Source organism: Enterobacter sp. SA187 (assembly GCF_001888805.2).
Classification (GTDB): domain Bacteria; phylum Pseudomonadota; class Gammaproteobacteria; order Enterobacterales; family Enterobacteriaceae; genus Enterobacter_D.
In genome coordinates this window covers 357,174-383,359 of the sequence record NZ_CP019113.1, presented here as the reverse complement: position 1 = coordinate 383,359, position 26,186 = coordinate 357,174, and the positions used below count along the sequence as shown (strand labels likewise).

Genomic DNA, 26,186 nt, shown 5'->3' with positions numbered 1-26,186 from the left:
GGCCGATCGCAGCAATTTTCCCGGGAAGGGGTTGAAATAGCGCCACCTTTGCATAAGGAAGCGCAATTATGGTTACAAAAACATCTGCTATTCCGCCCGGCATCACGCGCCGGGATTTCATGACGTTATGCGCTGCCCTGGCCGCCACCATGGGGCTTAGCAGCCAGGCGGCCGCCCGCATGGCCGGGGCGCTCAGCCAGCCGCAGCGCCTGCCGGTTATCTGGATCGGCGCGCAGGAATGTACCGGCTGTACCGAATCGCTGCTGCGCGCCACCCATCCCACCATTGAAAATCTGCTGCTGGAAACCCTTTCCCTCGAATATCACGAAGTGCTGAGCGCGGCCTTTGGGCATCAGGCCGAAGACAACAAACATCAGGCGCTGGAAAAATATCAGGGGCAGTACGTGCTGGTGGTGGATGGCTCGGTGCCGCTGAAGGACAACGGCATTTACTGCATGGTCGCCGGTGAGCCCATTGTCGACCATATCCGTAAAGCCGCTGAACATGCGGCGGCCATTATCGCCATTGGCTCCTGTGCCGCCTGGGGCGGCGTGGCGGCGGCAGGCGTCAATCCAACCGGCGCCGTCGGATTGCAGGCGGCACTGCCAGGCAAAACGGTGATCAATATTCCCGGCTGCCCGCCGAATCCGCATAACTTTCTTGCCACCGTGGCGCACATCATTACCTGGGGCAAGCCGCCCGCGCTGGATGCCAAAAACCGCCCGACCTTTGCTTATGGTCGATTGATCCATGAACACTGCGAACGGCGACCGCACTTCGACGCCGGACGCTTCGCCCGCGCCTTTGGCGACGAGGGCCATCGCGCCGGCTGGTGTTTATATCATTTAGGCTGCAAAGGCCCGGAAACCTGGGGCAACTGTTCGACGCTGCAATTCTGCGATGTCGGTGGCGTGTGGCCGGTGGCGATTGGTCATCCGTGCTACGGCTGTAACGAAGAAGGCATCGGCTTTTATAAAGGCATTCACCAGCTCGCCAGCGTGGAAAATCCGACGCCGCGCGCCGACAAACCGGAGGTGGCGCAAAAAGAGGGCGGTGCGGTTTCCGCCACGGCGATGGGGTTACTCGGCGGCGTCATTGGCGTGGTGGGTGGCGTCAGCCTGATGACGGTGCGCGAACTGGGGCGTCAGCAAAAGCACGATGACGCCGATCGTCAGGGAGAGTGATCGTGGACAGACGTGATTTCCTCAAACTCTCTGCCGGGAGCGCCTTGCTGTCAGGCAGCGCGTCTTCCGCTTTCGCCGCCGCCAGCAACCGTCCGCCGATCCCCGGCGCGCTGGGGATGCTGTACGACTCCACGCTTTGCATCGGCTGCCAGGCCTGCGTCACCCGCTGCCAGGATCTTAACTTTCCAGCCCGCAATCCGCAGGGGGAAGCCACCTGGTCGAACAATGACAAACTTTCCCCCTACACCAACAACATCATTCAGGTGTGGCGCAGCGGCAGCGGGCGGCACAAAGACCAGGTGAAAGATGGTTACGCCTACATCAAAAAGCAGTGCATGCATTGTGTTGATCCTAACTGCGTGTCGGTCTGCCCGGTATCGGCGCTGAAAAAAGATCCTCTTACCGGCATTGTGCATTACGACGCCAGCGTCTGTACCGGCTGCCGCTACTGCATGGTCGGCTGCCCGTTTAACGTGCCGAAATATGATTACGCTAACCCGTTCGGGGCGCTGCATAAGTGTGAGCTGTGTAATCAGCCGGGGCTGGCGCGGCTTGATAACGGCGGTCTGCCCGGCTGCGTGGAGGCCTGTCCGGCGGGAGCGGTCATTTTCGGCACCCGCGACGCGCTGCTGGCGGAAGCGAAAAAGCGGCTGGCGCTGACGCCCGGCAGCCAGTACCGCTATCCGCGCCAGACGCTCAGTACGGGGGATACTTATCTGCATCCGGTGGCGCGTTATGTGCCGCATATCTATGGCGAAAGGGAGGCGGGCGGCACCCAGGTGCTGGTGCTGAGCGCCGTGCCGATGGAAAACCTCGATCTGCCGCCGCTGGATGAGCTCTCTACCGGCGCACGTGCCGAAAATATTCAGCATACGGTTTACAAAGGCATGCTGCTGCCGCTGGCGATGCTGGCGGGCCTGACCGTGCTGGTGCGTCGTCACAGTAAAGGCGATCAGCATAAGGAGGACGATGATGACGCATCATGATCCGCAGCCGCTGGGCGGAAAACTCATCAATAAGGCGATCCTGATCTTCGCGCCGCTGGTGGTGCTGTGCCTGATCCTTATCGGCAAACGGCTGGTGTTCGGTCTCGGATCGGTTTCCGATCTTAACGGCGGCTACCCCTGGGGGATCTGGATCGCCTTCGATCTGTTAATCGGCACCGGTTTCGCCTGCGGCGGCTGGGCGCTGGCGTGGGCGGTGTACGTTTTTAACCGCGGCGAATATCACCCGCTGGTGCGCCCGGCGCTGCTGGCCAGCCTGTTCGGTTACTCCCTGGGCGGGCTGTCGATCACCATTGACGTCGGGCGTTACTGGAACCTGCCCTATTTCTATCTGCCAGGGCATTTCAACGTCAACTCGGTGCTGTTTGAAACCGCCGTCTGTATGACGATCTACATCGGCGTGATGGCGCTGGAATTCGCGCCCGCAGTGCTGGAGCGCCTCGGCTGGAAAGTGTCGCTCAGGCGCATCAACAAAGTGATGTTTTTTATTATCGCGCTGGGGGCGCTGCTGCCCACCATGCACCAGTCGTCGATGGGATCGTTAATGATCGTTGCCGGGCACAAAGTGCATCCGTTGTGGCAGAGCTATGAAATGCTGCCGCTGTTTTCCCTGCTCACCGCCTTTATCATGGGCTTCTCCATTGTGATTTTCGAAGGATCGCTGGTGCAGAGCGCGCTGCGCGGCAGGGGCGCGGATGAAAAGCCGCTGTTTATCAAACTGACCGGGCTGTTAAGCCTTCTGCTGGCGCTGTTCCTGCTGCTGCGTTTTGGCGAACTGCTCTGGCGCGACAAGTTGCACTACGTCTTTGCCGGAGACGTTTACTCTGCACTGTTCTGGGTTGAAACCGCGCTGCTGGCGTTTCCGCTGCTGGTGCTGCGGGTAACCCGCTGGCGGCGCGACAGCCGGGTACTTTTTCTGGCGGCGCTCAGCCAGCTGCTCGGCTGCGCCTGCTGGCGGCTCTCTTATTCGCTGCTGGCCTTTAACCCCGGCGGCGGCTGGCGCTATTTTCCGACCTGGGAAGAGCTGCTGATCTCCATCGGCTTTGTGGCCATTGAGATCTGCGCCTACATCTTACTGGTCCGCCTGCTGCCGATCATTCCTCCGCTACAACAGCCTGTTCATTGTCCTCAGGGAGCGAGTAAAGCATGAGCCAACGAATTACTATTGATCCCGTTACCCGTATTGAAGGCCATCTGCGCATTGACTGCGAGATCGCCGACGGCGTGGTGTCGAAAGCCTGGGCCTCCGGCACCATGTGGCGCGGCATGGAAACTATCGTTAAGGATCGCGATCCGCGCGATGCCTGGATGATCATGCAGCGCATCTGCGGCGTCTGCACCACCACCCATGCGCTCGCGTCGGTGCGCGCCGTCGAAAGCGCGCTCAAGATCAACGTACCGCTGAACGCGCAGTACATCCGCAATATCATTCTCGCAGCGCACACCACCCACGATCATATCGTCCATTTTTATCAGTTGTCGGCACTGGACTGGGTGGATATTACCGCGGCGCTCAATGCCGATCCGGCCAAAGCGGCGGCGCTGCTGGCGGGGATCTCCCGCTGGCCGCTCAACAGCGCGGCGGAATTTACCCGTGTACAAAACAAAGTGAAGGAGCTGGTCGCCAGCGGACAACTGGGGATTTTCGCCAACGGCTACTGGGGACATCCGGCCATGAAGCTGCCGCCGGAGGTGAACCTGATCGCCGTCGCCCACTATTTACAGGCGCTGGAGTGCCAGCGGGATGCGAACCGTATTGTGGCGCTACTGGGCGGCAAATCGCCCCATATCCAGAATCTGGCGGTGGGCGGCGTGGCGAACCCCATCAACCCCGACGGCATTGGCGTGCTTAACCTTGAACGGCTGATGTACATCAAATCCTTTATCGACAAGCTCGGCGATTTTATCGAGCAGGTCTATAAAGTCGACACGGCGGTGATCGCCGCGTATTACCCGGAATGGCTGGCGCAGGGGCAGGGGGCGGTGAACTATCTCTGCGCGCCGGAATACCCAACCGACAGCCAGAACGGCAGCTTTTTGTTCCCCGGCGGGGCCATTACCGATGGCGATCTCGCTACCTTCCGCCCGATTAACGCCCACAGCAGCCAGTGGCTGATCAACGGCATTCAGGAGAGCGCGAAACATGCCTGGTACCAGGACGACGAACCCCAGGCTCCCTGGCAGGGCACCACAAATCCGGCTCACACCGGCTGGGCGGATGACGGCAAATATTCCTGGGTGAAATCCCCGACCTTTTACGGCAAAACCGTGGAAGTCGGGCCGCTGGCGACGCTGCTGTGCAAGCTGGCGGCGGGGCGGCAGGAGACCCAAACGAAATTGCAGGAAATTAACGACATTTACCAGCAGCTCACCGGTCAACGCATTGAGGTGGCACAACTGCATTCTACGCTGGGACGCATTATCGGCCGGACGGTTCACGCCTGCGAACTGCAGCTGATCCTGCAACATCAGTACCAGGCGCTGATTGCCAGTATCGGTAAAGGCGATCACCTCACCTGGGTGAAGCCAGTCATCCCCGAAACGGGGGAATTTTACGGCGTCGGTTTTCTCGAAGCGCCGCGCGGCATGTTATCTCACTGGATGGTGATCAAGGACGGCAAAATCGCTAACTATCAGGCGGTGGTGCCGTCCACCTGGAACGCCGGGCCGCGCAACTTCAACGATCAGCCGGGGCCTTATGAACAGGCGCTGGTGGGCACGCGCATTGCCGATCCGCATAAGCCGCTGGAAGTGGTGCGCACCATTCACTCTTTCGATCCGTGTATGTCCTGTGCCGTGCATCTGGTGGATACGGACGGCGGCGATCCGGTATCGGTAAAGGTGCTGTGATGACCATTTTAGTGTTAGGCGTGGGCAATATTTTGCTCAGCGACGAAGCCATTGGCGTGCGCATCGCCGGGACGCTGGCGGCGCGTTACCATCTGCCGGAGCACGTGGAAGTGCTTGATGGCGGCACGGCGGGCATGGAGCTGCTGGAGGCGATGGCGAATCGCCGCCATCTGATTATTGTCGACGCCATTGTCTCGCGTAAATACTCCCCCGGCACCGTTCTGACGCTGCGCGACGACGAGGTGCCGGTGCTGTTCACCAACAAAATTTCGCCCCATCAGCTGGGACTGGCGGACGTGTTATCGGCGCTGCGTTTTACCGGCGAGTTTCCGCGCAAGCTGACGCTTATCGGCGTCATTCCCGCATCGCTGGAACCGCACGTCGGCTTAACGCCGGTGGTGGCCGCCAGTCTGGAGCCTGCGCTGGCGCGGGTGATCGCTGAACTGCGTGACAGCGGGGTGACGCTGGTGGAGCGTGCGGCATGAGCGGCTTTTCCGGTGATCCGGCGGAGCAGGTGCAGACGGCCTTTGCGGCGATCGGCGCACGCACGCTGCACGATCTGGCGTTTTTGCATCCGGCAATGCCGGTATATGCCGCGCCCTTTACCCTGTTTGAAGAGCAGTGGATCGGCTGTCTCATCACGCCGTGGATGCTCAGCGCGCTGGTGCTGCCCGGCCCGCATCAGCGCTGGCAGCCGCGTCCGGTAGGGGGAAAACTCGCCCTCGCGCTGCCTGCGGGAAACATCACCTTTACCGTCGGCGAGCTGGAAAGCATCGGGCACTATCTGGCCTGTTCGCTGATGTCGCCGGTGCAGCGCGGGCTGACGGCGGCGCAGGGCATAAATCTGACGAACGACTGCGCCCGTATGCTGCTCTCGCTGCCGGTAAACACCCCGGATCTGTCGCGCCGGCGGGCGCTGTTTGGCTGGCAGGCGCGCGCCCGTGCATGAGCTGTCGCTGTGCCAGAGCGTGGTGGAAATTGTGCTGGAACAGGCGGCGCAGGCCGGCGCCCGGCGCGTAACAGGCGTCTGGCTGGAAATTGGCGCGCTGGCCTGCGTGGAAGAAAACGCGCTGCGCTTTAGCTTTGCCAGCGTCTGCGCGCAGACGGCGGCGCAGGGCTGCGCGTTACATCTCATCCATCGCCCGGCGCAGGCGTGGTGCTGGACGTGCAGCGCCCGCGTGGAAGTGCAGCGTCACGACGCGGTCTGTCCGTGCTGTCATGGCGCGAGCCTTAGCGTGGAAGGCGGCGAGGCGCTGCGGGTGAAAAGTATCGAAATCGAATAAAAGGAATAACCGATGTGTATAGGCGTGCCGGGGCAGATCGTTGCGGTTGGGGAGGATCTTCACCAGCTGGCGACGGTAAACATCTGCGGCGTACAACGACAGATTAACATCGCGCTGGTGTGCGAAGGCGATCCCGCCGCGCTGTTGGGGAAGTGGGTGCTGGTGCACGTCGGTTTTGCGATGAGCATCATTGATGAACAGCAGGCGAGAGAAACCCTGGCGGCGTTAGAGCAGCTGGACAGTTAACGGCGGACGTCGGTGATCATCTGCGTCACCGCGCTCAGGTTGCCAATTTTTACATCGCTGGCGCGCTGAAATTTGCTTTTATCAATCAGCAATAACGACTGCTGCGCCCGGCTTAGCAACTGCGTTTTGAATCCGGCATTATGTACCGTCGGATCCCACATATCGCCGTGGGTATCAACACCCTCGCAGGAAAAGATAAACAGGTCGATCTCAAGCGCTTTCAGTAAGGGCGCGAGCGTCGGATTCATGTAGCAGCGGTATTTACGATCCAGTTCGCCGCCGGTGCAAATCAGCCTGACGTGCTGGCGGCGCGCCATCTCCTGACAAACGGGCTGGCTGTTGGTAAATACGGTCAGCGGCACGTCCGGCAGCTGTCGTGCCAGATGAAAACAGGTGGAGCTGGCATCCAGCGCCAGGCACATCCCTTCCTCGATCCACGCCAGCGCATGGCGGGCAATATCCGCTTTATCCGCGTAATGGCTTTTTAACCGGGCGACGAAGGGCTCGCCGCCATCGTGATTTTGCGTGTGGATCAGCCGCGCGCGCCCGTGATGACGCACAATTTTCCCCTGCGCCTGTAACGCCGTGAGATCCCGGCGCAGCGTCTCTTTGCTGATGCCGAGCTGTGCCGCCAGGCTGGCGGTGGTCAGGGTGTCGTGGCGGGCGAGGAGCGCCAGAAGGGTTTGTTGTCGCGTGGATTTCATGCCCGGCCTCAGGCTGTCAGCCGCGGGGAGATGGAGATCAGCGTTGCGCCCATCGCCACGCCGTTTTTGCCGCTGTGCTTGATGTGATACATCGCCTCGTCCGCGCGGGTTAAGGCTTCCACAAAGCTGTCCTGCGGCTGCACTTCATCAATGCCAATGGATGCGCCCACCGATCCGACGCCGTTATCCAGATCAAAGGGCGTCAGCACGGCGTGCAGCAGATCCTGCGCCGCGCGGTGGATCGTCGCATCCGCCAGCGCAAAGGGCAGCAACAGCACGAACTCATCGCCGCCGAGCCGCCCGATAGTGGTGCCCGGCGGACAGGTGTCGCGCAGACGCTGGCTGAGCTGGATCAGCAATACATCGCCGCTACGATGCCCGAGGGTATCGTTAACATGCTTAAAATTATCCAGATCGATAAAAGCCACGCACAGCGGCCCGGCCTGTTTACGCTCGTCGAACTGTTTGATCAGCGCGTGACGGTTGGCAAGTCCGGTGAGCGGATCGTGATTGGCCAGCAGCGCCAGTTGCTCTTCGTACTGCTTCTCTTTGGTCATGTCGATGTGTGTGCCGGTGACCTTCAGCGGATTGCCGCTGGCATCCCGCTCGCTGACGCGCCCGCGATCCAGCACCCAGGTGATGGTGCCGTTTTTATGCTGCATGCGGTGCAGGGCTTCGTAGTAAGGGGCTTTGCCCTCAAGATGATCGTAAAACGCCTTCAGTACCCAGGGACGATCCTCCGGATGCAGATGATCTTTCCATACCTCAAACTGCGCGCTGAGCTCTTTCGGCTGATAGCCGAGCATCGATCCCCAGCGGCGGTTGAAGATGATCAGTTTCCCGCTGGGCACATCCAGCTGCCACAGGCACAGGCCGGTGCCGTCGAGGGTAGCGCTGAGTTTACTGCGGGCGTCACGCGCCAGCCTCACCAGACGGGCATTATGCTTTTTCAGATTCTGGATCTGCTGTGTCAGGGCGCGTTCAGACATAGGTGTCCGCAATGAATGAAAAAAAATCATTCTTACCAGTTATTATTTTGTTGTAAATATGCGGCGAGAAAAAGAAACCGGCGGGCGGCAGAGAAAAGAAAAACCGGGCGTAGTTCGCCCGGTTACACAGGTTAGCTGCTGCGCTTGTCTTCGGTGTTGGTATCGAAGTCGCTAGCGTCGTGACGCTCGTGCAGCTGTTCGTTCAGCGGCCCGTTGGTGCGGTTGACGATGCGGCCACGCTTCACGGCGGGGCGCACCGCCACCTCTTTCGCCCAACGTAGTACGTTTTTGTAGCTGCCGGCATCGAGGAACTCGGCGGCGTCATAGATGGTGCCGAGCACCACGTTGCCGTACCACGGCCAGATCGCCATATCCGCGATGGTGTATTCGTCACCGGCCACAAACTTATGCTTCGCCAGCTGCTGATCCAGCACGTCGAGCTGACGCTTGGCTTCCATGGTAAAGCGGTTGATGGCGTACTCGATTTTCACCGGCGCATAGTGATAAAAATGCCCGAATCCGCCGCCGAGGAACGGGGCTGCGCCCTGTAGCCAGAACAGCCAGTTCAGCGCTTCGGTACGCCCGGCCGGATCCTTCGGCAGGAAGTGGCCGTATTTTTCTGCCAGATACAGCAGGATAGATCCGGATTCGAACACGCGGGTCGGCGGAGTAGTGGAGTGATCGCTCAGCGCCGGGATTTTAGAGTTCGGGTTTACCTCAACAAAGCCGCTGGAGAACTGATCGCCTTCGCCAATACGGATAAGCCAGGCATCGTATTCCGCGGCGGTCACGCCTTTTTCCAGCAGCTCTTCCAGCAGAATTGTCACCTTCTGGCCGTTAGGCGTACCGAGGGAGTAGAGCTGAAGTGGGTGCTTGCCAACTGGCAGGGTTTTTTCATGCGTGGCGCCGGATACCGGGCGATTGATGCTGGCAAAGGCGCCGCCTGCGGATTTATCCCACGTCCAGGTTTTCGGTGGCTGATACTGATTGTCTGACATGTTAACCTGCCTTTTCATTGATGTGTTGAAGCAGTGTAGCAGGCGCTACGCGCAGAAACGGACGGTTAGTGCGCTTAACGCCAGGTCGTTGTTATTCAGGAAAAAAGGCGTTCAGCCCAGACGGTGACGTCATCTCCGCTGCCCAGATCCGGCTGCACCAGACCGTTGACCATAAAGGTCGGTGAGACGTGAATGCCGTTCTGACGGGCATATTTGCAGTGCCATTTAATGACGGTTTGCAGATCCGCCCGGCCAAAGGGTACCGAGGCATCCACCCCGCTGTAAGCTTTAAGGCGCGCCAGAATATCGTTTGGCGTGGCGTCCATATTCGGACCGCTGCAATGATCGGTAAATTCAAACTCTTCACGGTGATCGGCCACCGCCTGCATGACTTTATGCGCCGCGTCGCGCCCGTCCGGCAGCGTCGAGGCCGCAAGGATATAGCGCACGATCACGCCGGAATACAGATGCCACGGTTGGGATTGCAGACGGATTTTAATGGTGACGTTATCTTCGCCGACATGCTGTAACAGCGCGTCCAGCTTGTTAAAGGCTTTGACGGAGAACGGACAGGTAGGCTCAAGAAAAACTTCAAAGGTGCGTGGCCCGTGGCCCCACTCCAGCGGTTGCGCGTTAAGGGCAGCTTGCTGACTCATGTTAACTCCTGATGTTGTGTGTGTTTATTCACTATATCAAAAGCGTGATGAATGTTTTTAGCATGGCGGGCAGAGAAAGGAAAAGGCACGCTGGCGTGCCTTTTTAATCTTTATGGGCAGGTCCTTGACGTAACATCAAACCTTAAGCATTTTCACCGTCGCATCCACGTCGATCTCATCTTCCGTAAAGATTAACGTCTCTCCCTGGAAGGTGGTGATCGCCAGTTTTTTCAGCGTCCGCATTTGTCCCGGCTTGATATCGGTTTTTGGGCGAATGTTGCCCATCAGCAGCCCTACGGACAGCACGGTATTTTCTTTATCGATGCGCGCCTCGACGGGGACTTCTTCGCTGAAAACCACGTAAGATTTGATGGCCGTAAGCTTAATGCGCTCACCGGCGATAAAGATGTATTTGCTTTCCGGCAGCACTTTCACTGCGTAGGCGGACAGGCCTTTATTATTGGTGGTGGGTTCAAAGGTCACCGCCGCATCTTTCTTGATGAGTTCAGGGTTGGCGACCTTAATCACATGAAAATAACGGTTATCCCCGTTTTCATCTTTGAGAAATCCAAAACCTTTGTCTTTGAACCAGGTTGTGATTGTTCCGTTCATCGCCATTACCGCCTGTTTAATCGTTTATCTGCTCAGTTCTTGCCGCGCGCAGTGTAATGCACAACGCCTGCGCGTACTACGTTTTGCTTACCACATCAAATCATCAGGTACTTTGAAATCTGCATACGGATCGTCTTCATCCTGCGCTTCCTGACTCAACGCACTGTTGAGGACAATACTTTCTGCATCCCGCTGCGCAATTTTATCGGCAACGCTTGCCGGAATAATGGCGTATTCACTCTCGCCGCTGCTGTCTTTCATCAGACGCGCAATAGCAAGACGTCCGCTAATCAACTGCGCCTGGGTCACCTTATCGACGGCGATTTTTTTAATAAAGTTATTGTCGGTAAAGTTGAAATCAATATTGCCTCTGGCAATGTTGATGCGGTTCATCTCAATCAGCTGCTTCACCTGCGCTTTGTACTCTTTGGACAACGCTGCTTGTTTTTGCTGTTCGCTCAGCAGCTTGTCGCGCTCCAGCTGTGCCTTTTTATTCTCTTCCACCGCAGCACGGGCTTCACGCGTCTGCACGCGGGATTTCTTCGCCGTGCGCTGCACTTTGGCCATTTTTTTGCTGGTCACCAGGCCCGCTTTCAGCATCTGCTCTTGTAAGGTAAGTTTGGTCATCGTCGTTTCTGAACTCATTGGATAATTTTTGTCATTATACCCGCAATTGCTGAGGCTGTGACAGGTACCGATGGAGGCGGGGGAGTAGGAGCGCAGCGGGCAGAACGTCCAAAAGCAAAAACCCGCCTTGTGGGCGGGTTCTTTAAATAGTGGTGCCCGGACTCGGAATCGAACCAAGGACACGGGGATTTTCAATCCCCTGCTCTACCGACTGAGCTATCCGGGCAACGGGGCGCATTAAACCTGATCCGCCTCGTGTCGTCAACGAAATTTATTTAAATCGTTGCAGACTGCACAATCTATCAGCAATCTGGCGTCACTGCACGCGGTTCAGGCGAAAAAAGCGCTCCAGGCGGCGGAGATCGGCATGGCGATAATCAACGCGGGCAGCATGTTAGCGACGGCAAACATCTTGATACCGCAGATACGCAGGCCGGTGGCCAGCAGCAGAATACCGCCGACGGCAGTGAAATCGCCCATCATCGCCGGTGTGGTGAGCGGCAGAATAAAGGTCGCGCAGGTGGCGAGGGTAAGCTGAATAATCAGCATCGGCACCGAAATGGCCGCCACGGCAATGCCCAGCGAGGTGGCAAAAATCACCGCGGTAAAGAAGTCGAGAAAGGCTTTGGCGATCAAAATACTCGGATCGCCGGTCATGCCTTCGCGCATCGCGCCGAAAATCCCGGTGCCGCTGGCGCAGAACAGAATAATGATGGCGACCAGACTTTCGATAAAAGCGTCATGACCTTCCGGCACGCCGGTTGATTTTTTGCCGCGCTGCACCAGTTTACGCAGGCGGTTCACCCCGCCGCTGATGCCGCGCTCGACGTAACAGATCTCGCCAATCAGCGTGCCCACCAGGGTTGCCAGCACCATCACCGGCAGGTTGACGCATTTCATTACCAGAAGAATGCCGATACCCAGCGAGCACAGGCCGAAAATGGCGGGCATCGAACCACGCACGCGTTCGGGTAAGCGGTGGCTTAACACCGCGCCGAGGGTGCCGCCGATTAGCACGGCAGCGGCATTGATAAAGGGGCCAGTTAACACGCTGTTACTCCTGAACAATTTGTTTGCACTATTGCATAGTATGCCGCAAAAACTCAGGTTCCAGGCATTTTTTGCGTGTTGCACCTGCCGGTCAAAAGTGACATTATTGCGCGAAATTTCCTCTCTTAATCACGGGGCCGCCTGGATGACACCACATTCTGCTCGCCAGACCTGTCGCATAATTATGCGATCGCGTACCCGTTCTGCCATGATCCATACTCTTCTCACCATGCGGTGAGGGCAACGCAGGCTCATCCGAGGGCAACCGTAAAGGCAGACGCGATCTGTTTTTACTGATGTCTGGCGATTGGAGCTGGCTCCAGTCAGATACCTTCATTGGGTGAGATCGCCATCTCGCCCGGGGCTTTTTACTCCCCTGAAACGGGTAAACGTGCTTATGAAAACCATGAAAATTGCCGCCAGCCGCGAGCTGGTTTCCCAGCTTTCCACCCATCGCGAGGTGGTCAGCCTGGACAACACGGATTTTACCGACGTGGCGGCAGTCGTCATTACGGTGGCTGACAGTTACAGCGGCATTCTCGCGCTCTTAAAACGTACAGGCTTTAAGCTGCCGGTATTCCTGTTCAGCGACACGCCTGCCGATGCGCCAGCGGGCGTCGAGGCGGTGATCGGCGGTAAAGCGCAGGAGATGCTGGAGCTGGAATCCGCGGCCTGCCGTTACGAAGAAAACCTGCTGCCGCCGTTTTTCGATACCCTGACGCAGTATGTGGCGATGAACAACAGCACTTTTGCCTGTCCGGGACATCAGCACGGCGCGTTCTTCAAAAAACACCCTGCCGGACGTCAGTTTTTTGACTTCTTCGGCGAGAACGTTTTTCGCGCTGACATGTGCAATGCCGACGTTAAGCTCGGCGATCTGCTGATCCATGAAGGTTCCGCCAAACACGCGCAGAAATTTGCCGCCAAAGTGTTCCATGCGGATAAAACCTACTTTGTGCTGAACGGCACGTCGGCGGCGAACAAAGTTGTCACCAATGCGCTGCTGACGCGCGGCGATCTGGTGCTCTTTGACCGTAACAACCATAAATCCAACCACCATGGCGCGCTGATCCAGGCGGGGGCGACCCCGGTCTATCTGGAAGCGGCGCGTAACCCGTTTGGCTTTATCGGCGGCATTGACGAGCACTGTTTCGACGAGCGTTACCTGCGCGAGCAGATCCGCGCCGTCGCGCCGCAGAAAGCGGACGATGCGCGCCCGTTCCGCCTGGCGGTGATCCAGCTTGGCACCTACGACGGCACCATCTACAACGCCCGTCAGGTGATCGACAAGATCGGATCGCTGTGCGATTACATCCTTTTTGACTCGGCGTGGGTGGGCTACGAGCAGTTTATTCCGATGATGGCCGACTGCTCGCCGCTGCTGCTGGATCTGAATGAAAACGATCCGGGGATCTTCGTCACCCAGTCGGTGCACAAGCAGCAGGCGGGCTTCTCCCAGACCTCGCAGATTCACAAAAAAGATAACCACATTCGCGGCCAGGCGCGCTTCTGCCCGCATAAACGGCTGAACAACGCCTTTATGCTGCACGCTTCCACCAGCCCGTTTTATCCGCTGTTCGCCGCGCTGGACGTCAATGCCAAGATCCACGAAGGTGAAAGCGGCCGCCGCCTGTGGGCAGAGTGCGTTGAGCTGGGCATCGAAGCGCGCAAGGCGATCATCGCCAACTGTAAGATGATTAAACCTTTTGTGCCGCCGGAAGTGGCGGGGCGACCGTGGCAGGATCACCCGACTCACGCCATCGCCAGCGAACGTCGCTTCTTCAGCTTTGAGCCGGGGGCGAGCTGGCACGGTTTTGAAGGCTACGCCCGCGAGCAATATTTTGTCGATCCCTGCAAGCTGCTGCTCACCACGCCGGGGATCGATGCGCAGACCGGTGACTACACCGATTTCGGTATTCCGGCGACCATTCTGGCGCACTACTTGCGTGAGAACGGCATCGTGCCGGAGAAGTGCGATCTGAACTCGATCCTCTTCCTGCTGACGCCTGCCGAGAGCGCGGAGAAAATGGCGCAGCTGGTGGCGATGCTTGGTCAGTTCGAGCAGCACATTGAAGACGATACGCCGCTGGCGGACGTGCTGCCGACCATCTTCAACAAATATCCGGTGCGCTACCGCGATTACACCCTGCGCGAGCTGTGTCAGGAGATGCACGATTTGTACGTCAGCTTTGACGTTAAAGATCTGCAAAAAGCGATGTTCCGCGCCGACAGTTTCCCGCCGGTGGCGATGAATCCGCAGGATGCGAACAGCGAGTTCATTCGCGGCAATGTGGAGCTGGTGCGCATCAGCGAAGCCGAAGGGCGCATCGCGGCGGAAGGCGCGCTGCCGTATCCGCCGGGCGTCTTATGCGTGGTACCGGGGGAAGTGTGGGGCGGTGCGGTACAGCGCTATTTCCTCGCGCTGGAAGAGGGCGTGAACCTGCTGCCGGGCTTCTCGCCAGAGCTACAGGGCGTGTATAGCGAAACAGACGCCGATGGTATCAAGCGTCTGTTTGGCTATGTGTTAACAGAGAAATAAAACCGGAATGCCTTACCTGCGACGATAGCTCTTCTGCGCGGTATCCACTTTATAGAGATAGCGGCGCGATTCAGCGGACGGATGCCGCGTGGTGAGTGCTTCGTACACATCCCCCGGCGTCATGCGGTTAATAATGTTCGCCGCCTGCACCTTATCGCTGGAGAACACCCGCAGCACGCTGCCCGCGCCGCCGTTATAGGCGGTGATCACCGCATAACGCCGTGAGGTCGGGTTGGTAATGCCGGACAGATAAACATTGTTCAGCATCGCCAGATAAGCCGTGCCGGTATCAATATTACTCGCCGGATCGAACAGGAAGTTGCGGTCCGGCATCCCGGAGCGACCCTGGGCGCGGAACACGTCTTTCCCGGCGCTGTGCTGGACAACCTGCATCAGCCCCAGCGCATCGGAGCGGCTGACGGCGTACGGGTTAAAGGAGGATTCGGTCTGCATAATGGCCAGGATAAGCGATTCATCGACGCCATACTTGCGTGACGCCTGACGCACCATGCCGGTGTATTTATGGGCGCGTTTATCCAGGTGGTTCGCCACCAGATTAATGGTCACGCTGTAGATCACTTTCAGCCCGTTCTGCCGGCTTTTCATGCGCGTTTGCAGCAGATAATCCGCGTAACGTGCCGCGCGCCACTGCCAGCGAATGGCCTCGCCATTGTTATCCACTACCTGTCCGTAGAGGAACGGCTGTTTGGAAATAGGAATGTCATCGACATCGGAATAGAGGTCGATAGAGCCGGGATCGTCACCCATCAACAGCGTCTTGATGATCGCCTTGCGCAGGTGCGCCGCAGGATCTGTCCCGGCGATGGTTTCGATGGTGATCGAGCCGTCATCAAAGTTGATGTGGCTGCGGGTCTGGTACTGATCGGTGTACTTAACGTAGTCCTTGGGGCCGGCAATCAGGACTTCGTTAAATCCCCAGATATTTTCGATGTTATGGGCGAACTGCCCCATCAGAATGTCAAAACCGTTGGTGTCCTTTACCCAGGCTTCGTTATAGCTATCGCCCTTATTGTTGGAACTGGAACACGAGATGAGTAACGGCGCGATCAGGGCAAACGCTAAATATTTTTTCATCATTCCGCAGGTGCGTGTTGTGTTGGTGTTATAAGTGAAAAAGCCGGGTTACCCCGGCAATGTTATTCTTATTCCTGCGGCTTATAGCCTTCGATGTGCACGTCTTTACCTTCGAACAGGAAGTTGATCATCTCCTGCTCCAGAAGTTTACGGTGCTCCAGGTTCATCATATTGAGTTTCTTTTCGTTGATGAGCATGGTCTGCTTCTGCTGCCACTGCGCCCAGGCTTCTTTGGAAATCTCGTTATAGATGCGCTTACCGACGTCGCCCGGATAAAGCTGGAAATCCTGACCTTCCGCTTCACGGCCCAGGAAGGTACAAAAAATGGTTCTGCTCATAAAAATTCCTCTTTCATCTCAGCGCTATACAGCGGCGCCGGTACGTAATTGCTGTAACAGGCGCTCAACGGGCGCCGCCAGTCCGACGGATTGCGGTTGCGCTAAGTTATACCAGAGACCCGCTCCTTCATCCATGCATGCGGTGAATGAGGACACGGGAAGCCACATTGGCACAATATCCAGATGGAAATGGCTGAAAGTATGGCGAAACGCCGTTAACTGGCTGAGAGTATCGGCGCTAATCTGACGTTCTGCCAGCCAGTGACGCAGACTGTCTTCATCTTCGAACTGCGGAAAGCAGAATAATCCCCCCCACAGGCCGACCGGCGGACGCTGGGCCAGAAACACCTCGTCGCCGTGCTGAAGCATCAGAAAATAGCCGGTGCGCTCCGGCAGCGTCTGCTTCGGTTTTTTGCCCGGATACAGCGCCCAGCTCTCATGTTGATACGCTTCGCAGCCATTATTGAGCGGACAAAGCGAGCACTTCGGTTTTGAACGGGTGCAGACCATCGCCCCTAAATCCATCATCGCCTGGTTAAAGCGCGCCACGCCCTCGGCGGGCGTCACCTGTTCGCTGATGTCCCACAGGCGTTTTTCCACCTCTTTTTTACCTGGCCAGCCGCCGACCGCGTAGCAGCGGGCCAGCACGCGCTTCACGTTGCCGTCGAGGATCGGGAAATGTTTATTGAGCGACAGGGATAAAATCGCCCCGGCGGTAGAGCGCCCGACGCCGGGCAGCGCCGCCACTTCCTCAAAGGTGTCCGGGAACTGTCCGTGATGCAGCGTCGCCACCTGCTGCGCTGCCTTATGCAGATTGCGCGCGCGGGCGTAATAGCCAAGGCCGGTCCACAGGTGCAGCACCTCATCAAGGGGCGCATTGGCTAAATCCGTCACCGTCGGGAAGCGCGCCATAAAGCGCTCAAAGTAGGGGATCACGGTGGTGACCTGCGTTTGTTGCAACATCACCTCAGAGAGCCATACTTTGTAGGGCGTTTTTTCGAGTTGCCAGGGCAGAGTTTTACGCCCGTATTTGTCATACCACTCCAGCACCTGGGCTGAAAATTGCGACGCGTTTAAGGTCAAAGCAGGGATTCCGGGTAACGATTTGGAGGAGCCAGATTGCAGCACAGCGGCACAGAGGTGTAAACCAGAAGTTTCCGGTGCTTGCATCCGGCAACTAACTTTGGATAATGCCCGTTTCCCGAACACTCTCACAAGCAGACATATTTATGAAGAACGACGTCATTTCACCGGAATTTGATGAAAACGGTCGCCCGCTGCGCCGTATTCGCAGCTTTGTCCGCCGCCAGGGGCGTCTGACGAAAGGTCAGGAGCACGCGCTGGAAAACTTCTGGCCGGTGATGGGCGTGGAGTTCACCGAAGAACCGCTGGATTTCGCTGCGCTGTTCGGCCGCGACGCGCCGGTTACGCTGGAGATAGGGTTCGGCATGGGGGCATCGCTGGTCACTATGGCGAAAGCGAAGCCGGAGCAGAATTTCCTCGGCATTGAAGTGCATTCGCCGGGTGTGGGCGCTTGTCTTGCCACTGCCCATGAAGAGGGTGTCGAGAACCTGCGCGTGATGTGCCACGACGCGGTAGAAGTGCTGCACAAAATGATCCCTGACAATTCTTTAACCATGGTACAGCTCTTTTTCCCTGACCCATGGCATAAAGCACGTCATAATAAACGCCGTATCGTTCAGCCGCCGTTTGCGGAACTGGTGAAAAGCAAACTGAAGCTGGGCGGCGTATTCCATATGGCAACCGACTGGGAAGCCTATGCAGAACACATGCTGGAAGTGATGTCATCGCTGGACGGCTATAAAAACCAGTCCGCCAGCAATGACTATGTGCCGCGTCCTGAATCGCGTCCGGTAACCAAATTTGAACAGCGTGGCCATCGTCTTGGTCACGGCGTATGGGACTTAATGTTCGAGAGGGTGAAATAATGGCAACGAACCGTAGCCGTCGTCTGCGTAAGAAAATGCATATCGACGAGTTTCAGGAATTAGGCTTTTCCGTCGCATGGCGTTTCCCGGAAGGCACCAGTGAAGAGCAGATTGACCAGACCGTGGATGACTTCATCAATGAAGTGATCGAGCCGAACAAACTGGCGTTTGACGGCAGCGGTTATCTGGTGTGGGAAGGGCTGATTTGCAAACAGGAAATCGGCAAATGCACTGAAGAGCACCAGGCCATTGTGCGTAAATGGCTCGAAGATCGTAAGTTCGACGATGTCCGCATCAGCGAACTTTTTGACGTCTGGTGGGACTAAGTACATACCGAAAGGGCCGGCACATGCCGGCCCATTTTGTCTCTGAAGGAGTTTTTATGTTGCGCAAAACGCTGCTGGCGGCTGCCCTGACGGTAACCGCATTTACCGCACAGGCTGAATATAAATGTAGCGTCACGCCGCGTGATGACGTGGTGGTAAGCCCGCAAACCGTGCAGGTGAAAGGCGAGAACGGCAATCTGGTGATGACGCCGGACGGCAACGTGATGTTTAACGGCAAGCAATACAGCCTGAGCGCCGCCCAGCGCGAGCAGGCGAAAGATTATCAGGCGGATTTACGCACGGCGCTGCCGTGGATCGACGACGGTGCGCGTAGCCGCGTCGAAAAAGGCCGCGTGGCGCTTGATAACATCATCGCTAAAGAAGTGGGTGAAAGCAGCAATATGCGCGGTCGCCTCACCAAACTCGACGCGCAGTTAAAAGAGCAGATGAACCGCATTCTTGAGCGTCGTCCTGACGGCATCACCTTCCATTACAAAGCCATTGATGACGTGCGTGCTAACGGCCAGCAGCTGGTTAATCAGGCGATGGGCGGCATCCTGCAGGACAGCATCAATGAGATGGGCGCGAAAGCCGTGCTGAAAGGCGGCGGCAATCCGTTGCAGGGCGTGCTCGGCAGCCTCGGCGGATTACAGACCGCGATCCAGAACGAATGGAAGAATCAGGAAGCTGATTTTGAACAGTTCGGCAAAGCCGTGTGCAGCCGCGTGGTGTCGCTGGAAGAAAGCCGCAAAGCGCTGGTCAGCGGGCTGAAGTAAGGTTTTTCCCCTCACCCCAGCCCTCTCCCGGAGGGAGAGGGAGAAATCATCCGCCGGCTGGTCCCCTCTCCCTGGGGAGAGGGTCAGGGTGAGGGGAGTTTCAAAAATCTGCCGGCGCTTTAAACGTCATACTGTTGCCAAAAGCCGGATGGGTGATGGTCAGCATTTCCGCATGCAGTTGCAGGCGCGGGGCCATCGCCAGCGCGTCAGGTGTGGCGTAAAACCGATCGCCTAAGATCGGATGCCCCAGCGCCTGCATATGCACACGCAGCTGGTGGGAACGCCCGGTGATCGGCTTTAACTCTACGCGCGCGCTGTTGTCCGCCGCATACTCCAGCACACGATATTCCGTCTGCGCCGGTTTCCCGGTTTCATAACACACTTTTTGCAGCGGGCGATTCGGCCAGTCGCAAATCAGCGGTAAATCCACCAGACCCTCTTCTTTTGCCGGATGGCCCCACACGCGCGCCACATACTGCTTCTTCGGCTCACGCTCGCGGAATTGCCGCTTAAGCTCGCGCTCAGCGGCTTTGTTCAGCGCCACCACAATCACGCCGCTGGTAGCCATATCCAGACGATGGACGGATTCAGCCTGCGGATAATCGCGCTGAATACGCGTCATCACGCTGTCTTTATGCTCGTCAAGACGTCCGGGCACGGACAACAGGCCGCTCGGCTTGTTGACCACCATAATGTGCTCATCCTGATACAGAATGACCAGCCACGGATCCTGCGGCGGATTGTAGGGTTCCATCAACATTGCAGGCTCCGGTTACTGATGCGTCACGACGATCAAACGCAGGGCATCAAGACGCCAGCCCGCTTCGGCCAGGCTCTCCATCACCTGCTGGCGATTGCTTTCAATGGCCGCCAGTTCATCATCACGGATGTTCGGGTTGACCGCTTTCAGCGCTTCCAGACGGGAGAGTTCAGCAGAGAGCTTCTCATCCGCTTCAGTACGCGCGGCTTCGATCAGCGCTTTCGCGGCTTTTTCGATCTGCGCTTCGCCCTGTTGCAGAATGGCGTGCACGTCCTGCTGCACCGCGTTCACCAGCTTGCTGCCGGTATGACGGTTCACCGCGCTCAGCTGACGGTTAAAGGTTTCAAACTCCACCTGTGCCGCCAGGTTGTTGCCGTTTTTATCCAGCAGCATGCGCACCGGGGTGGCAGGCAGGAAACGGTTAAGCTGAAGCTGTTTCGGTGCCTGAGCTTCCACCACGTAGATCAGCTCCAGCAGCAGCGTCCCCACCGGCAGAGCTTTGTTTTTCAGCAGCGAAATGGTGCTGCTGCCGGTATCGCCGGAGAGGATCAGATCCAGACCGTTGCGGATCAGCGGGTGCTCCCAGGTGACAAACTGCGCGTCTTCACGGGACAGCGCCACATCACGTTCAAAGGTGATGGTGCAGCCATCTTCCGGCAGGCCAGGGAAATCCGGCACCAGCATATGGTCGGACGGCGTCAGCACGATCATGTTTTCGCCGCGATCGTCCTGATTAATGCCGACAATATCGAACAGGTTCATGGCAAAGCTGATCAGCGCCGTGTCGTCGTCCTGCTCTTCAATGCTTTCCGCCAGAGCCTGCGCTTTTTCGCCGCCGTTGGAGTGGATCTCCAGCAGACGATCGCGCCCCTGCTCAAGCTGGGCTTTCAGCGCGTCGTGCTGCTCGCGGCAGGATTTGATCAGATCGTCAAAGCCGTCGGTGTTTTCCGGCGCTGCCAGATAGCCGATAAGATCGGTATACACCTTGTCATAAATCGCGCGGCCGGTCGGGCAGGTGTGTTCAAAGGCGTCCAGACCCTCATGGAACCAGCGCACCAGCACGGACTGGGCGGTTTTTTCCAGGAAAGGCACGTGGATCTGAATATCATGCGCCTGACCGATACGATCCAGACGACCAATACGCTGCTCCAGCAGATCCGGGTTGAACGGCAGATCGAACATCACCAGGTTACTGGCGAACTGGAAGTTACGGCCTTCGGAGCCGATTTCCGAGCACAACAGCACCTGCGCGCCGCTGTCCTCTTCGCCGAACCATGCCGCTGCGCGGTCGCGTTCAATGATCGACATGCCTTCGTGGAACACTGCCGCACGAATGCCTTCGCGCTCGCGCAGCACCTGCTCAAGTTGCAGCGCGGTGGCGGCTTTGGCGCAAATCACCAGCACTTTCTGCGAGCGGTGGCTGGTCAGATAACCCATCAGCCATTCGACGCGCGGATCGAAGTTCCACCAGGTGCCGGAATCGCCTTCAAATTCCTGATAAATCTGCTCCGGATAGAGCATGTCGCGGGCGCGCTCTTCGGCGCTTTTCCGCGCGCCCATAATGCCGGAGACTTTGATTGCCGTCTGATACTGCATCGGCAGCGGCAGCTTAACAGTATGCAGCTCGCGTTTCGGGAAGCCTTTCACGCCGTTACGGGTGTTACGGAACAGCACGCGGCTGGTGCCGTGTCTGTCCATCAGCATGTTGATCAGCTCCTGACGGGCGGATTCAGCGCCGTCACGGTTGCTGTTGGCGGTTTGCAGCAGCGGTTCAATGTCCTGCTCGCCAATCAGTTCACCCAGCGTGTTCAGCTCGCTGTCGGTAAGGGTTTTTCCTGCCAGCAGCATGGCGACCGCATCGGCCACCGGGCGATAGTTATTTTGTTCTTCAACAAACTGCGCAAAGTCGTGGAAACGGTTCGGATCCAGCAGGCGCAGACGCGCGAAGTGGCTCTCCAGTCCCAGCTGTTCCGGCGTCGCGGTGAGCAGCAGCACCCCCGGCACACGTTCCGCCAGCTGTTCAATCGCGAGGTATTCGCGGCTTGGCGCATCTTCGCTCCACACCAGATGGTGGGCCTCATCGACGACCATCAGATCCCATTCGCCGTCGCACAGGTGCTCCAGACGCTGCTTGTTGCGGCGCACGAAGTCCAGCGAGCAAATCACTAACTGCTCGGTTTCAAACGGGTTATCGGCGTCGTGCTGGGCTTCGGCGTAGCGCTCGTCGTCAAACAGGGCAAAACGCAGGTTGAAGCGCCGCAGCATTTCCACCAGCCACTGATGTTGCAGGGTTTCCGGCACCACGATCAGCACGCGCTCGGCCGCGCCGGAGAGCAGTTGCTGGTGCAGGATCATGCCCGCTTCGATGGTTTTCCCCAGGCCCACTTCATCCGCCAGCAGTACGCGCGGCGCATGGCGGCGGCCAACATCGTGGGCGATATGCAGCTGGTGCGGGATCAGGCTGGTACGCTGACCGCGCAGGCCGCTCCACGGCATCCGGTACTGTTCGCTCTGGTACTTACGCGCGCGGTAGCGCAGCGAGAAGCGATCCATACGGTCGATTTGACCGGCAAACAGACGGTCCTGCGGTTTGCTGAACACCAGTTTGCTGTCCAGCAGCACTTCGCGCAGCATGACGTTCGCCTCGCCGGTATCCTGGCGTGTACCTATGTAGGCGAGGAGGCCGTTTTCTGCTTTTACTTCTTCAATATTGAGCTGCCAGCCTTCGTGGCTGGTCACTGTGTCACCTGGATTGAACATCACGCGGGTTACGGGAGCGTCGCTACGGGCATACAGGCGGTTTTCTCCGGTGGAGGAAAAAAGCAGAGTGACGGTACGCGCATCCATGGCGACAACAGTTCCAAGTCCCAGTTCGCTTTCTGTATCGCTGATCCAGCGTTGACCAAGTGTAAAAGGCATATGTATTCGGCTCTATATCTCTAATTGCAGGCAATAGTTTGACCACCGTCTGAAAGCGACGGCACATCAAAATTTGGGGCCAGGATTGGGAAGGGCGCTATGGTACTGGAAGGCACAGCTTTCGTCACCTTTTCGTCATCATTCAAAATAACCCAAGCTGGCCGGTAACAAGTGTAGCAAAATCATCGTGGAGGAAAGGCAGAATGCCGTCCGCCACCGGTTGTAGCTGTTTGGTCAGATAGTGATCGTAGTCCAGCGGCGACTGCTGATAGGCCACCGGCTCCGGGCCGTTCGTCGTCCAGACGTACTTAATGGTGCCGCGATTCTGATACTGCAACGCGCGGCCCATTTTCTGGTTATGTTCATCCGCCAGCCGTGCTGCGCGGACGTGTGGCGGCACGTTGCGCTGATACTCCGCCAGCGGGCGGCGCAGGCGTTTACGGTACACCAGCCGATCATCCAGCTCGCCCGCCATCAGCTGCGCGATGGTTTCCCGCACATAATCCTGATACGGCTCGCCGCGGAAAATGCGCAGATACAGCGACTGCTGGAACTGCTGCGCCAGCGGCGTCCAGTCGGTGCGTACCGTTTCCAGCCCTTTAAACACCATGCGCTGGCTGTCGCCTTCCTGGATCAGCCCGGCATAACGTTTCTTGCTGCCGGTATCCGCCCCGCGAATGGTCGGCATCAGGAAGCGGCAAAAATGGGTTTCAAACTCCAGCTCCAGCGCGCTGGTCAGCCCGGACTGTTGCAGATGTGTCTGCCACCAGGCGTTAACGTGCGCCACCAGCGCCTGACCGGTTTTTGCCGCCTCTTCTTCGCTGTGCGCGCCTTTCAGCCACACAAAGGTGGAATCCGTATCGCCATAGATCACATCAAAACCCTGCGCTTCAATTAACGCTTTGGTCTGCAACATGATCTCATGCCCGCGCAGGGTGATGGACGAGGCAAGCCGCGGATCGAAAAAGCGGCAGGCGCTGGTGCCGAGCACGCCGTAAAAGGAGTTCATGATGATCTTCAGCGCCTGGGACAGCGGTTTATTGTTGAGGCGTTTGGCCTCATCCCGCCCCTGCCAGACCTGGCCGATGATCTCCGGCAGACAGTGTTTTTCCCGTGAAAACCAGGCGTCGAGAAAGCCCGGTATGCTGTGCTGCGGATCCGGCTGCGCCATGCCTTCCACCAGCCCGACCGGATCGATGAGGAAGGTGCGGATAATGGCCGGATAAAGGCTTTTATAGTCCAGCACCAGCACCGAATCATACAGCCCTGGCCGCGAATCCATTACGTAGCCGCCGGGGCTGGCCTGCGGCGGCACATCGCCGAGGTTGGGCGCGACGTAGCCCGCGCGGTGCATCCGCGGAATATAAAGGTGGCTGAAGGCGGCGACGGATCCGCCATGGCGATCTGCCGGCAGACCGTTGACCGTGGCGCGCTCCAGCAGGAAGGGCATGATGGCGGTTTTATGGAAAATACGCGTCACCAGCTCGCAGTCTTTCAGGTTATAAGTGGCGAGAGCGGGTTTGTTTTCGGCAAAACGGCGTTCGATCTCATCCATGCGATCCCAGGGATTATCAATAGCTTTACCTTCGCCTAATAGTTCCTGCGACACCGCCTCCAGCGAAAACGACGGGAAGCTCCAGAACGCTGATTTCAGCGCATCGATGCCGTCGATGATCAACCGGCCATTGGCCTGGGCGAAGAACACGCCGTTTTTAAAGCCATGCTCGCGCCACTCCAGATCGGTGCTGCCGCGCCCAAGACGCAGCGGAATACCGTAACGCTCGGCATGTTTTTGCAGCACGCGCAGGTCGAACTGCACCACGTTCCAGCCGATCAACACATCGGGATCGTGAGCGGCAAACCAGGCGTTGAGTTTTTCCAGCAGCAGCGGGCGGCTGGAGACATACTCCAGATGAAAATCCACGCCGCTGGCGTCGCCATTTTGCGGACCAAGCATATAGACCGTGCGCTGGCCGCAGCCTTCCAGGCCGATGCAGTACAGCTCGCCATGACGGGTGGTTTCAATATCCAGCGACACCCATTTCAGGGGCGGACGATAAGCGGGATGCGGCTTTAAGCGCGCGTTGATCAGCGAACCGTTGTGCGCGTCGCCGTCGACCCACACCGGCGCGGTAATAAAGCGCTCCATCAGAAAACGCTCCGGCGGGCGGATATCCGCTTCAAACACCGTGACGCCGCCTTCGCGCAGCAGTTTGTCGTAGCGCATCAGCTGGCGATGGGCGCGGCAATAAAGGCCGTGCACCGGCTGGCGATGGAAATCTTTCAGCGCCAGCGGCGTGAGGCGGTACTGGGATTCACCGGCGAGAATGCGCTGCGCCTGCGGCACCTGTTCGGAGGGGATAAACGCCACCGATTCCTGCGGCGGCAGCACCACGTGCAGCGGCCCGTCATCCGTGGCCAGCCAGAATTCCACCTCGGTCCCTTTGGGGGTATCCCGCCAGTGCCGGGTCAGTAAAAAGCCTTCTCGCGCCTGCGCCACACCGTGCTCTCATAAAAATAAACCAGGCATAATTATAGCCTGGTTCGGAGGTGGGTGCTGGTGTTTTATACAGGTATTACTGCCCGTAGTAGGCTTTCGCGCCATGCTTGCGCAGATAGTGCTTATCCAGCAGGGTTTGTTGCATCGCGGGGAGATCCGGCGTCAGCTGGCGGCTGAAAATGCCCATATAGGCCACTTCTTCCAGCACGATGGCGTTATGTACCGCGTCATCGGCGTTTTTGCCCCACGCAAAGGGGCCATGGGAATGCACTAATACGCCGGGCATCTGTGCGGCATCGATACCCTGTGTCCTGAAGGTTTCGACGATGACGTTACCCGTTTCCCACTCGTATTCGCCGTTGATTTCCGCGTCGGTCATTTTGCGGGTGCAGGGGATCGCGCCGTAGAAATAGTCGGCATGGGTGGTGCCCGTCGCCGGGATGGATTGTCCCGCCTGCGCCCAGATGGTGGCGTGTCGCGAATGGGTATGCACAATGCCGCCAATGGACGGAAAAGCCTGATACAGCAGGCGATGGGTGGGCGTATCGGACGACGGTTTTTTATTACCCTCGACCACTTCACCGGTTTCAATGCTGACCACCACCATGTCTTCGGCGGTCATCACGCTGTAATCGACACCGGATGGTTTAATGACCAATACCCCGCGTTCGCGATCCACGGCGCTGACGTTACCCCAGGTGAGCGTCACCAGATTGTGCTTTGGCAGCGCCAGGTTGGCGTCCAGCACCTGACGTTTGAGATCTTCTAACATTCATCTCTC

26 protein-coding genes and 1 tRNA gene are annotated in these 26,186 nt (G+C 58.0%); 12 read left to right on the top strand and 15 right to left on the bottom strand.

Going from position 1 to position 26,186, the window contains the following annotated elements; all coding sequences use genetic code 11:
• The first annotated feature begins 68 nt into the window (after positions 1–68).
• Genes hybO through hybG form a run of 8 tightly spaced genes read left to right on the top strand, consistent with a single transcriptional unit; the run spans position 69 to position 6,567 of the window.
• A complete protein-coding gene (hybO, locus tag BMF08_RS01860) occupies positions 69–1,184 on the top strand; it encodes a hydrogenase 2 small subunit (protein ID WP_072569773.1) in 1,116 nt (371 codons plus the stop codon).
• Between the two features lie 2 nt (positions 1,185–1,186).
• On the top strand, positions 1,187–2,170 hold the full coding sequence (hybA, locus tag BMF08_RS01855; RefSeq protein WP_072569774.1) for a hydrogenase 2 operon protein HybA: 984 nt from the start codon (positions 1,187–1,189) through the stop codon (positions 2,168–2,170).
• The gene (hybB, locus tag BMF08_RS01850) at positions 2,157–3,338 is read left to right on the top strand and encodes a Ni/Fe-hydrogenase cytochrome b subunit (RefSeq protein WP_099458801.1); all 1,182 of its coding nucleotides are present in this window, start codon (positions 2,157–2,159) and stop codon (positions 3,336–3,338) included. The genes hybA and hybB overlap by 14 nt, the downstream gene beginning before the upstream one ends.
• Positions 3,335–5,038: a hydrogenase 2 large subunit gene (gene hybC / locus BMF08_RS01845; RefSeq protein ID WP_072569776.1), complete on the top strand. Its 1,704-nt coding sequence runs from the start codon at positions 3,335–3,337 to the stop codon at positions 5,036–5,038. Before hybB ends, hybC begins: the two co-directional genes overlap by 4 nt.
• The gene (locus BMF08_RS01840; RefSeq protein ID WP_072569777.1) at positions 5,038–5,523 is read left to right on the top strand and encodes a HyaD/HybD family hydrogenase maturation endopeptidase; all 486 of its coding nucleotides are present in this window, start codon (positions 5,038–5,040) and stop codon (positions 5,521–5,523) included. The genes hybC and BMF08_RS01840 overlap by 1 nt, the downstream gene beginning before the upstream one ends.
• Complete coding sequence (gene hybE, locus BMF08_RS01835; RefSeq protein ID WP_072569778.1) at positions 5,520–5,987, top strand: hydrogenase-2 assembly chaperone; 468 nt, start codon at positions 5,520–5,522, stop codon at positions 5,985–5,987. The genes BMF08_RS01840 and hybE overlap by 4 nt, the downstream gene beginning before the upstream one ends.
• Positions 5,980–6,321, top strand: coding sequence for a hydrogenase maturation nickel metallochaperone HypA (gene hypA / locus BMF08_RS01830; protein ID WP_072569779.1), 342 nt, complete (start codon positions 5,980–5,982; stop codon positions 6,319–6,321). Before hybE ends, hypA begins: the two co-directional genes overlap by 8 nt.
• Positions 6,322–6,333: 12 nt before the next feature.
• The gene (gene hybG, locus BMF08_RS01825) at positions 6,334–6,567 is read left to right on the top strand and encodes a hydrogenase maturation factor HybG (protein WP_072569780.1); all 234 of its coding nucleotides are present in this window, start codon (positions 6,334–6,336) and stop codon (positions 6,565–6,567) included.
• Here hybG and fucR read toward each other — a convergent pair.
• The 8 genes from fucR to BMF08_RS01785 all read right to left on the bottom strand — a co-directional run bounded on the left by fucR (position 6,564) and on the right by BMF08_RS01785 (position 12,203).
• On the bottom strand, positions 6,564–7,271 hold the full coding sequence (fucR, locus tag BMF08_RS01820; RefSeq protein WP_072569781.1) for an L-fucose operon activator: 708 nt from the start codon (positions 7,269–7,271) through the stop codon (positions 6,564–6,566). The two genes, hybG and fucR, sit on opposite strands and share 4 nt — an antisense overlap.
• 8 nt (positions 7,272–7,279) lie before the next feature.
• Positions 7,280–8,260, bottom strand: a complete 981-nt coding sequence (locus tag BMF08_RS01815; RefSeq protein ID WP_072569782.1) for a sensor domain-containing diguanylate cyclase — start codon at positions 8,258–8,260, stop codon at positions 7,280–7,282.
• Between the two features lie 131 nt (positions 8,261–8,391).
• Positions 8,392–9,258, bottom strand: a complete 867-nt coding sequence (gene yghU / locus BMF08_RS01810) for a glutathione-dependent disulfide-bond oxidoreductase (RefSeq protein ID WP_072569783.1) — start codon at positions 9,256–9,258, stop codon at positions 8,392–8,394.
• Positions 9,259–9,353: 95 nt separating this feature from the next.
• Positions 9,354–9,914 (bottom strand): DsbA family protein, encoded by a 561-nt coding sequence (locus BMF08_RS01805; RefSeq protein WP_072569784.1) that lies wholly within the window; start codon positions 9,912–9,914, stop codon positions 9,354–9,356.
• Between the two features lie 135 nt (positions 9,915–10,049).
• Complete coding sequence (locus tag BMF08_RS01800) at positions 10,050–10,532, bottom strand: cold-shock protein (protein WP_072569785.1); 483 nt, start codon at positions 10,530–10,532, stop codon at positions 10,050–10,052.
• Between the two features lie 81 nt (positions 10,533–10,613).
• Entirely contained in the window at positions 10,614–11,153 is a 540-nt protein-coding gene (locus BMF08_RS01795; RefSeq protein ID WP_072569786.1) for a DUF2058 domain-containing protein, read from the bottom strand.
• A gap of 150 nt (positions 11,154–11,303) precedes the next feature.
• A tRNA-Phe gene (locus BMF08_RS01790) sits at positions 11,304–11,379 on the bottom strand.
• Positions 11,380–11,483: 104 nt separating this feature from the next.
• Positions 11,484–12,203, bottom strand: coding sequence for a DUF554 domain-containing protein (locus tag BMF08_RS01785; protein ID WP_072569787.1), 720 nt, complete (start codon positions 12,201–12,203; stop codon positions 11,484–11,486).
• Between the two features lie 397 nt (positions 12,204–12,600).
• Here BMF08_RS01785 and BMF08_RS01780 point away from each other — a divergent pair, with 397 nt between their 5' ends.
• Positions 12,601–14,742, top strand: a complete 2,142-nt coding sequence (locus tag BMF08_RS01780) for an ornithine decarboxylase (RefSeq protein ID WP_072569788.1) — start codon at positions 12,601–12,603, stop codon at positions 14,740–14,742.
• 12 nt (positions 14,743–14,754) lie between these two features.
• On the opposite strand, the gene mltC is transcribed toward BMF08_RS01780, so the two are convergent.
• The 3 genes from mltC to mutY form a co-directional block, all read right to left on the bottom strand.
• Positions 14,755–15,837, bottom strand: coding sequence for a membrane-bound lytic murein transglycosylase MltC (gene mltC, locus BMF08_RS01775; RefSeq protein ID WP_072569789.1), 1,083 nt, complete (start codon positions 15,835–15,837; stop codon positions 14,755–14,757).
• A gap of 68 nt (positions 15,838–15,905) precedes the next feature.
• Positions 15,906–16,175 carry an oxidative damage protection protein gene (locus BMF08_RS01770; protein WP_072569790.1) on the bottom strand — a complete coding sequence of 90 codons (270 nt, stop codon included), beginning with the start codon at positions 16,173–16,175 and terminating at the stop codon, positions 15,906–15,908.
• A 24-nt stretch (positions 16,176–16,199) separates the two neighbouring features.
• Positions 16,200–17,258: an A/G-specific adenine glycosylase gene (gene mutY, locus BMF08_RS01765; protein ID WP_072569791.1), complete on the bottom strand. Its 1,059-nt coding sequence runs from the start codon at positions 17,256–17,258 to the stop codon at positions 16,200–16,202.
• A gap of 146 nt (positions 17,259–17,404) precedes the next feature.
• On the opposite strand from mutY, the gene trmB reads away from it, so the two are divergent.
• The 3 genes from trmB to BMF08_RS01750 are packed head-to-tail and all read left to right on the top strand — an operon-like array spanning position 17,405 to position 19,226.
• Positions 17,405–18,124, top strand: coding sequence for a tRNA (guanosine(46)-N7)-methyltransferase TrmB (trmB, locus tag BMF08_RS01760; protein WP_072569792.1), 720 nt, complete (start codon positions 17,405–17,407; stop codon positions 18,122–18,124).
• Entirely contained in the window at positions 18,124–18,450 is a 327-nt protein-coding gene (locus tag BMF08_RS01755) for a YggL family protein (RefSeq protein ID WP_072569793.1), read from the top strand. The genes trmB and BMF08_RS01755 overlap by 1 nt, the downstream gene beginning before the upstream one ends.
• A 56-nt stretch (positions 18,451–18,506) precedes the next feature.
• On the top strand, positions 18,507–19,226 hold the full coding sequence (locus BMF08_RS01750) for a DUF2884 domain-containing protein (RefSeq protein WP_072569794.1): 720 nt from the start codon (positions 18,507–18,509) through the stop codon (positions 19,224–19,226).
• 100 nt (positions 19,227–19,326) lie between these two features.
• On the opposite strand, the gene rluA is transcribed toward BMF08_RS01750, so the two are convergent.
• From rluA to araD, 4 genes are all read right to left on the bottom strand, one after another.
• Positions 19,327–19,986, bottom strand: coding sequence for a bifunctional tRNA pseudouridine(32) synthase/23S rRNA pseudouridine(746) synthase RluA (gene rluA, locus BMF08_RS01745; protein ID WP_072569795.1), 660 nt, complete (start codon positions 19,984–19,986; stop codon positions 19,327–19,329).
• Positions 19,987–19,998: 12 nt separating this feature from the next.
• Positions 19,999–22,905: an RNA polymerase-associated protein RapA gene (rapA, locus tag BMF08_RS01740; RefSeq protein ID WP_072569796.1), complete on the bottom strand. Its 2,907-nt coding sequence runs from the start codon at positions 22,903–22,905 to the stop codon at positions 19,999–20,001.
• A gap of 142 nt (positions 22,906–23,047) precedes the next feature.
• Positions 23,048–25,405 (bottom strand): DNA polymerase II, encoded by a 2,358-nt coding sequence (gene polB, locus BMF08_RS01735; protein WP_072569797.1) that lies wholly within the window; start codon positions 25,403–25,405, stop codon positions 23,048–23,050.
• A 76-nt stretch (positions 25,406–25,481) separates the two neighbouring features.
• The gene (araD, locus tag BMF08_RS01730) at positions 25,482–26,177 is read right to left on the bottom strand and encodes an L-ribulose-5-phosphate 4-epimerase (RefSeq protein WP_072569798.1); all 696 of its coding nucleotides are present in this window, start codon (positions 26,175–26,177) and stop codon (positions 25,482–25,484) included.
• Between the last annotated feature and the right edge of the window lie 9 nt (positions 26,178–26,186).

Excerpts from the sequence above, each read along its gene's own strand:
- hybO (WP_072569773.1), top strand. The coding sequence starts at position 69 with ATGGTTACAAAAACATCTGCTATTCCGCCCGGCATCACGCGCCGGGAT.
- hybB (WP_099458801.1), top strand. The coding sequence starts at position 2,157 with ATGACGCATCATGATCCGCAGCCGCTGGGCGGAAAACTCATCAATAAG.
- hybC (WP_072569776.1), top strand. The coding sequence starts at position 3,335 with ATGAGCCAACGAATTACTATTGATCCCGTTACCCGTATTGAAGGCCAT.
- BMF08_RS01840 (WP_072569777.1), top strand. The coding sequence starts at position 5,038 with ATGACCATTTTAGTGTTAGGCGTGGGCAATATTTTGCTCAGCGACGAA.
- hybE (WP_072569778.1), top strand. The coding sequence starts at position 5,520 with ATGAGCGGCTTTTCCGGTGATCCGGCGGAGCAGGTGCAGACGGCCTTT.
- hybG (WP_072569780.1), top strand. The coding sequence starts at position 6,334 with ATGTGTATAGGCGTGCCGGGGCAGATCGTTGCGGTTGGGGAGGATCTT.
- fucR (WP_072569781.1), bottom strand. The coding sequence starts at position 7,271 with ATGAAATCCACGCGACAACAAACCCTTCTGGCGCTCCTCGCCCGCCAC.
- BMF08_RS01815 (WP_072569782.1), bottom strand. The coding sequence starts at position 8,260 with ATGTCTGAACGCGCCCTGACACAGCAGATCCAGAATCTGAAAAAGCAT.
- yghU (WP_072569783.1), bottom strand. The coding sequence starts at position 9,258 with ATGTCAGACAATCAGTATCAGCCACCGAAAACCTGGACGTGGGATAAA.
- BMF08_RS01805 (WP_072569784.1), bottom strand. The coding sequence starts at position 9,914 with ATGAGTCAGCAAGCTGCCCTTAACGCGCAACCGCTGGAGTGGGGCCAC.
- BMF08_RS01800 (WP_072569785.1), bottom strand. The coding sequence starts at position 10,532 with ATGGCGATGAACGGAACAATCACAACCTGGTTCAAAGACAAAGGTTTT.
- BMF08_RS01795 (WP_072569786.1), bottom strand. The coding sequence starts at position 11,153 with ATGACCAAACTTACCTTACAAGAGCAGATGCTGAAAGCGGGCCTGGTG.
- BMF08_RS01780 (WP_072569788.1), top strand. The coding sequence starts at position 12,601 with ATGAAAACCATGAAAATTGCCGCCAGCCGCGAGCTGGTTTCCCAGCTT.
- mltC (WP_072569789.1), bottom strand. The coding sequence starts at position 15,837 with ATGAAAAAATATTTAGCGTTTGCCCTGATCGCGCCGTTACTCATCTCG.
- BMF08_RS01770 (WP_072569790.1), bottom strand. The coding sequence starts at position 16,175 with ATGAGCAGAACCATTTTTTGTACCTTCCTGGGCCGTGAAGCGGAAGGT.
- trmB (WP_072569792.1), top strand. The coding sequence starts at position 17,405 with ATGAAGAACGACGTCATTTCACCGGAATTTGATGAAAACGGTCGCCCG.
- BMF08_RS01755 (WP_072569793.1), top strand. The coding sequence starts at position 18,124 with ATGGCAACGAACCGTAGCCGTCGTCTGCGTAAGAAAATGCATATCGAC.
- BMF08_RS01750 (WP_072569794.1), top strand. The coding sequence starts at position 18,507 with ATGTTGCGCAAAACGCTGCTGGCGGCTGCCCTGACGGTAACCGCATTT.
- rluA (WP_072569795.1), bottom strand. The coding sequence starts at position 19,986 with ATGTTGATGGAACCCTACAATCCGCCGCAGGATCCGTGGCTGGTCATT.
- rapA (WP_072569796.1), bottom strand. The coding sequence starts at position 22,905 with ATGCCTTTTACACTTGGTCAACGCTGGATCAGCGATACAGAAAGCGAA.
- araD (WP_072569798.1), bottom strand. The coding sequence starts at position 26,177 with ATGTTAGAAGATCTCAAACGTCAGGTGCTGGACGCCAACCTGGCGCTG.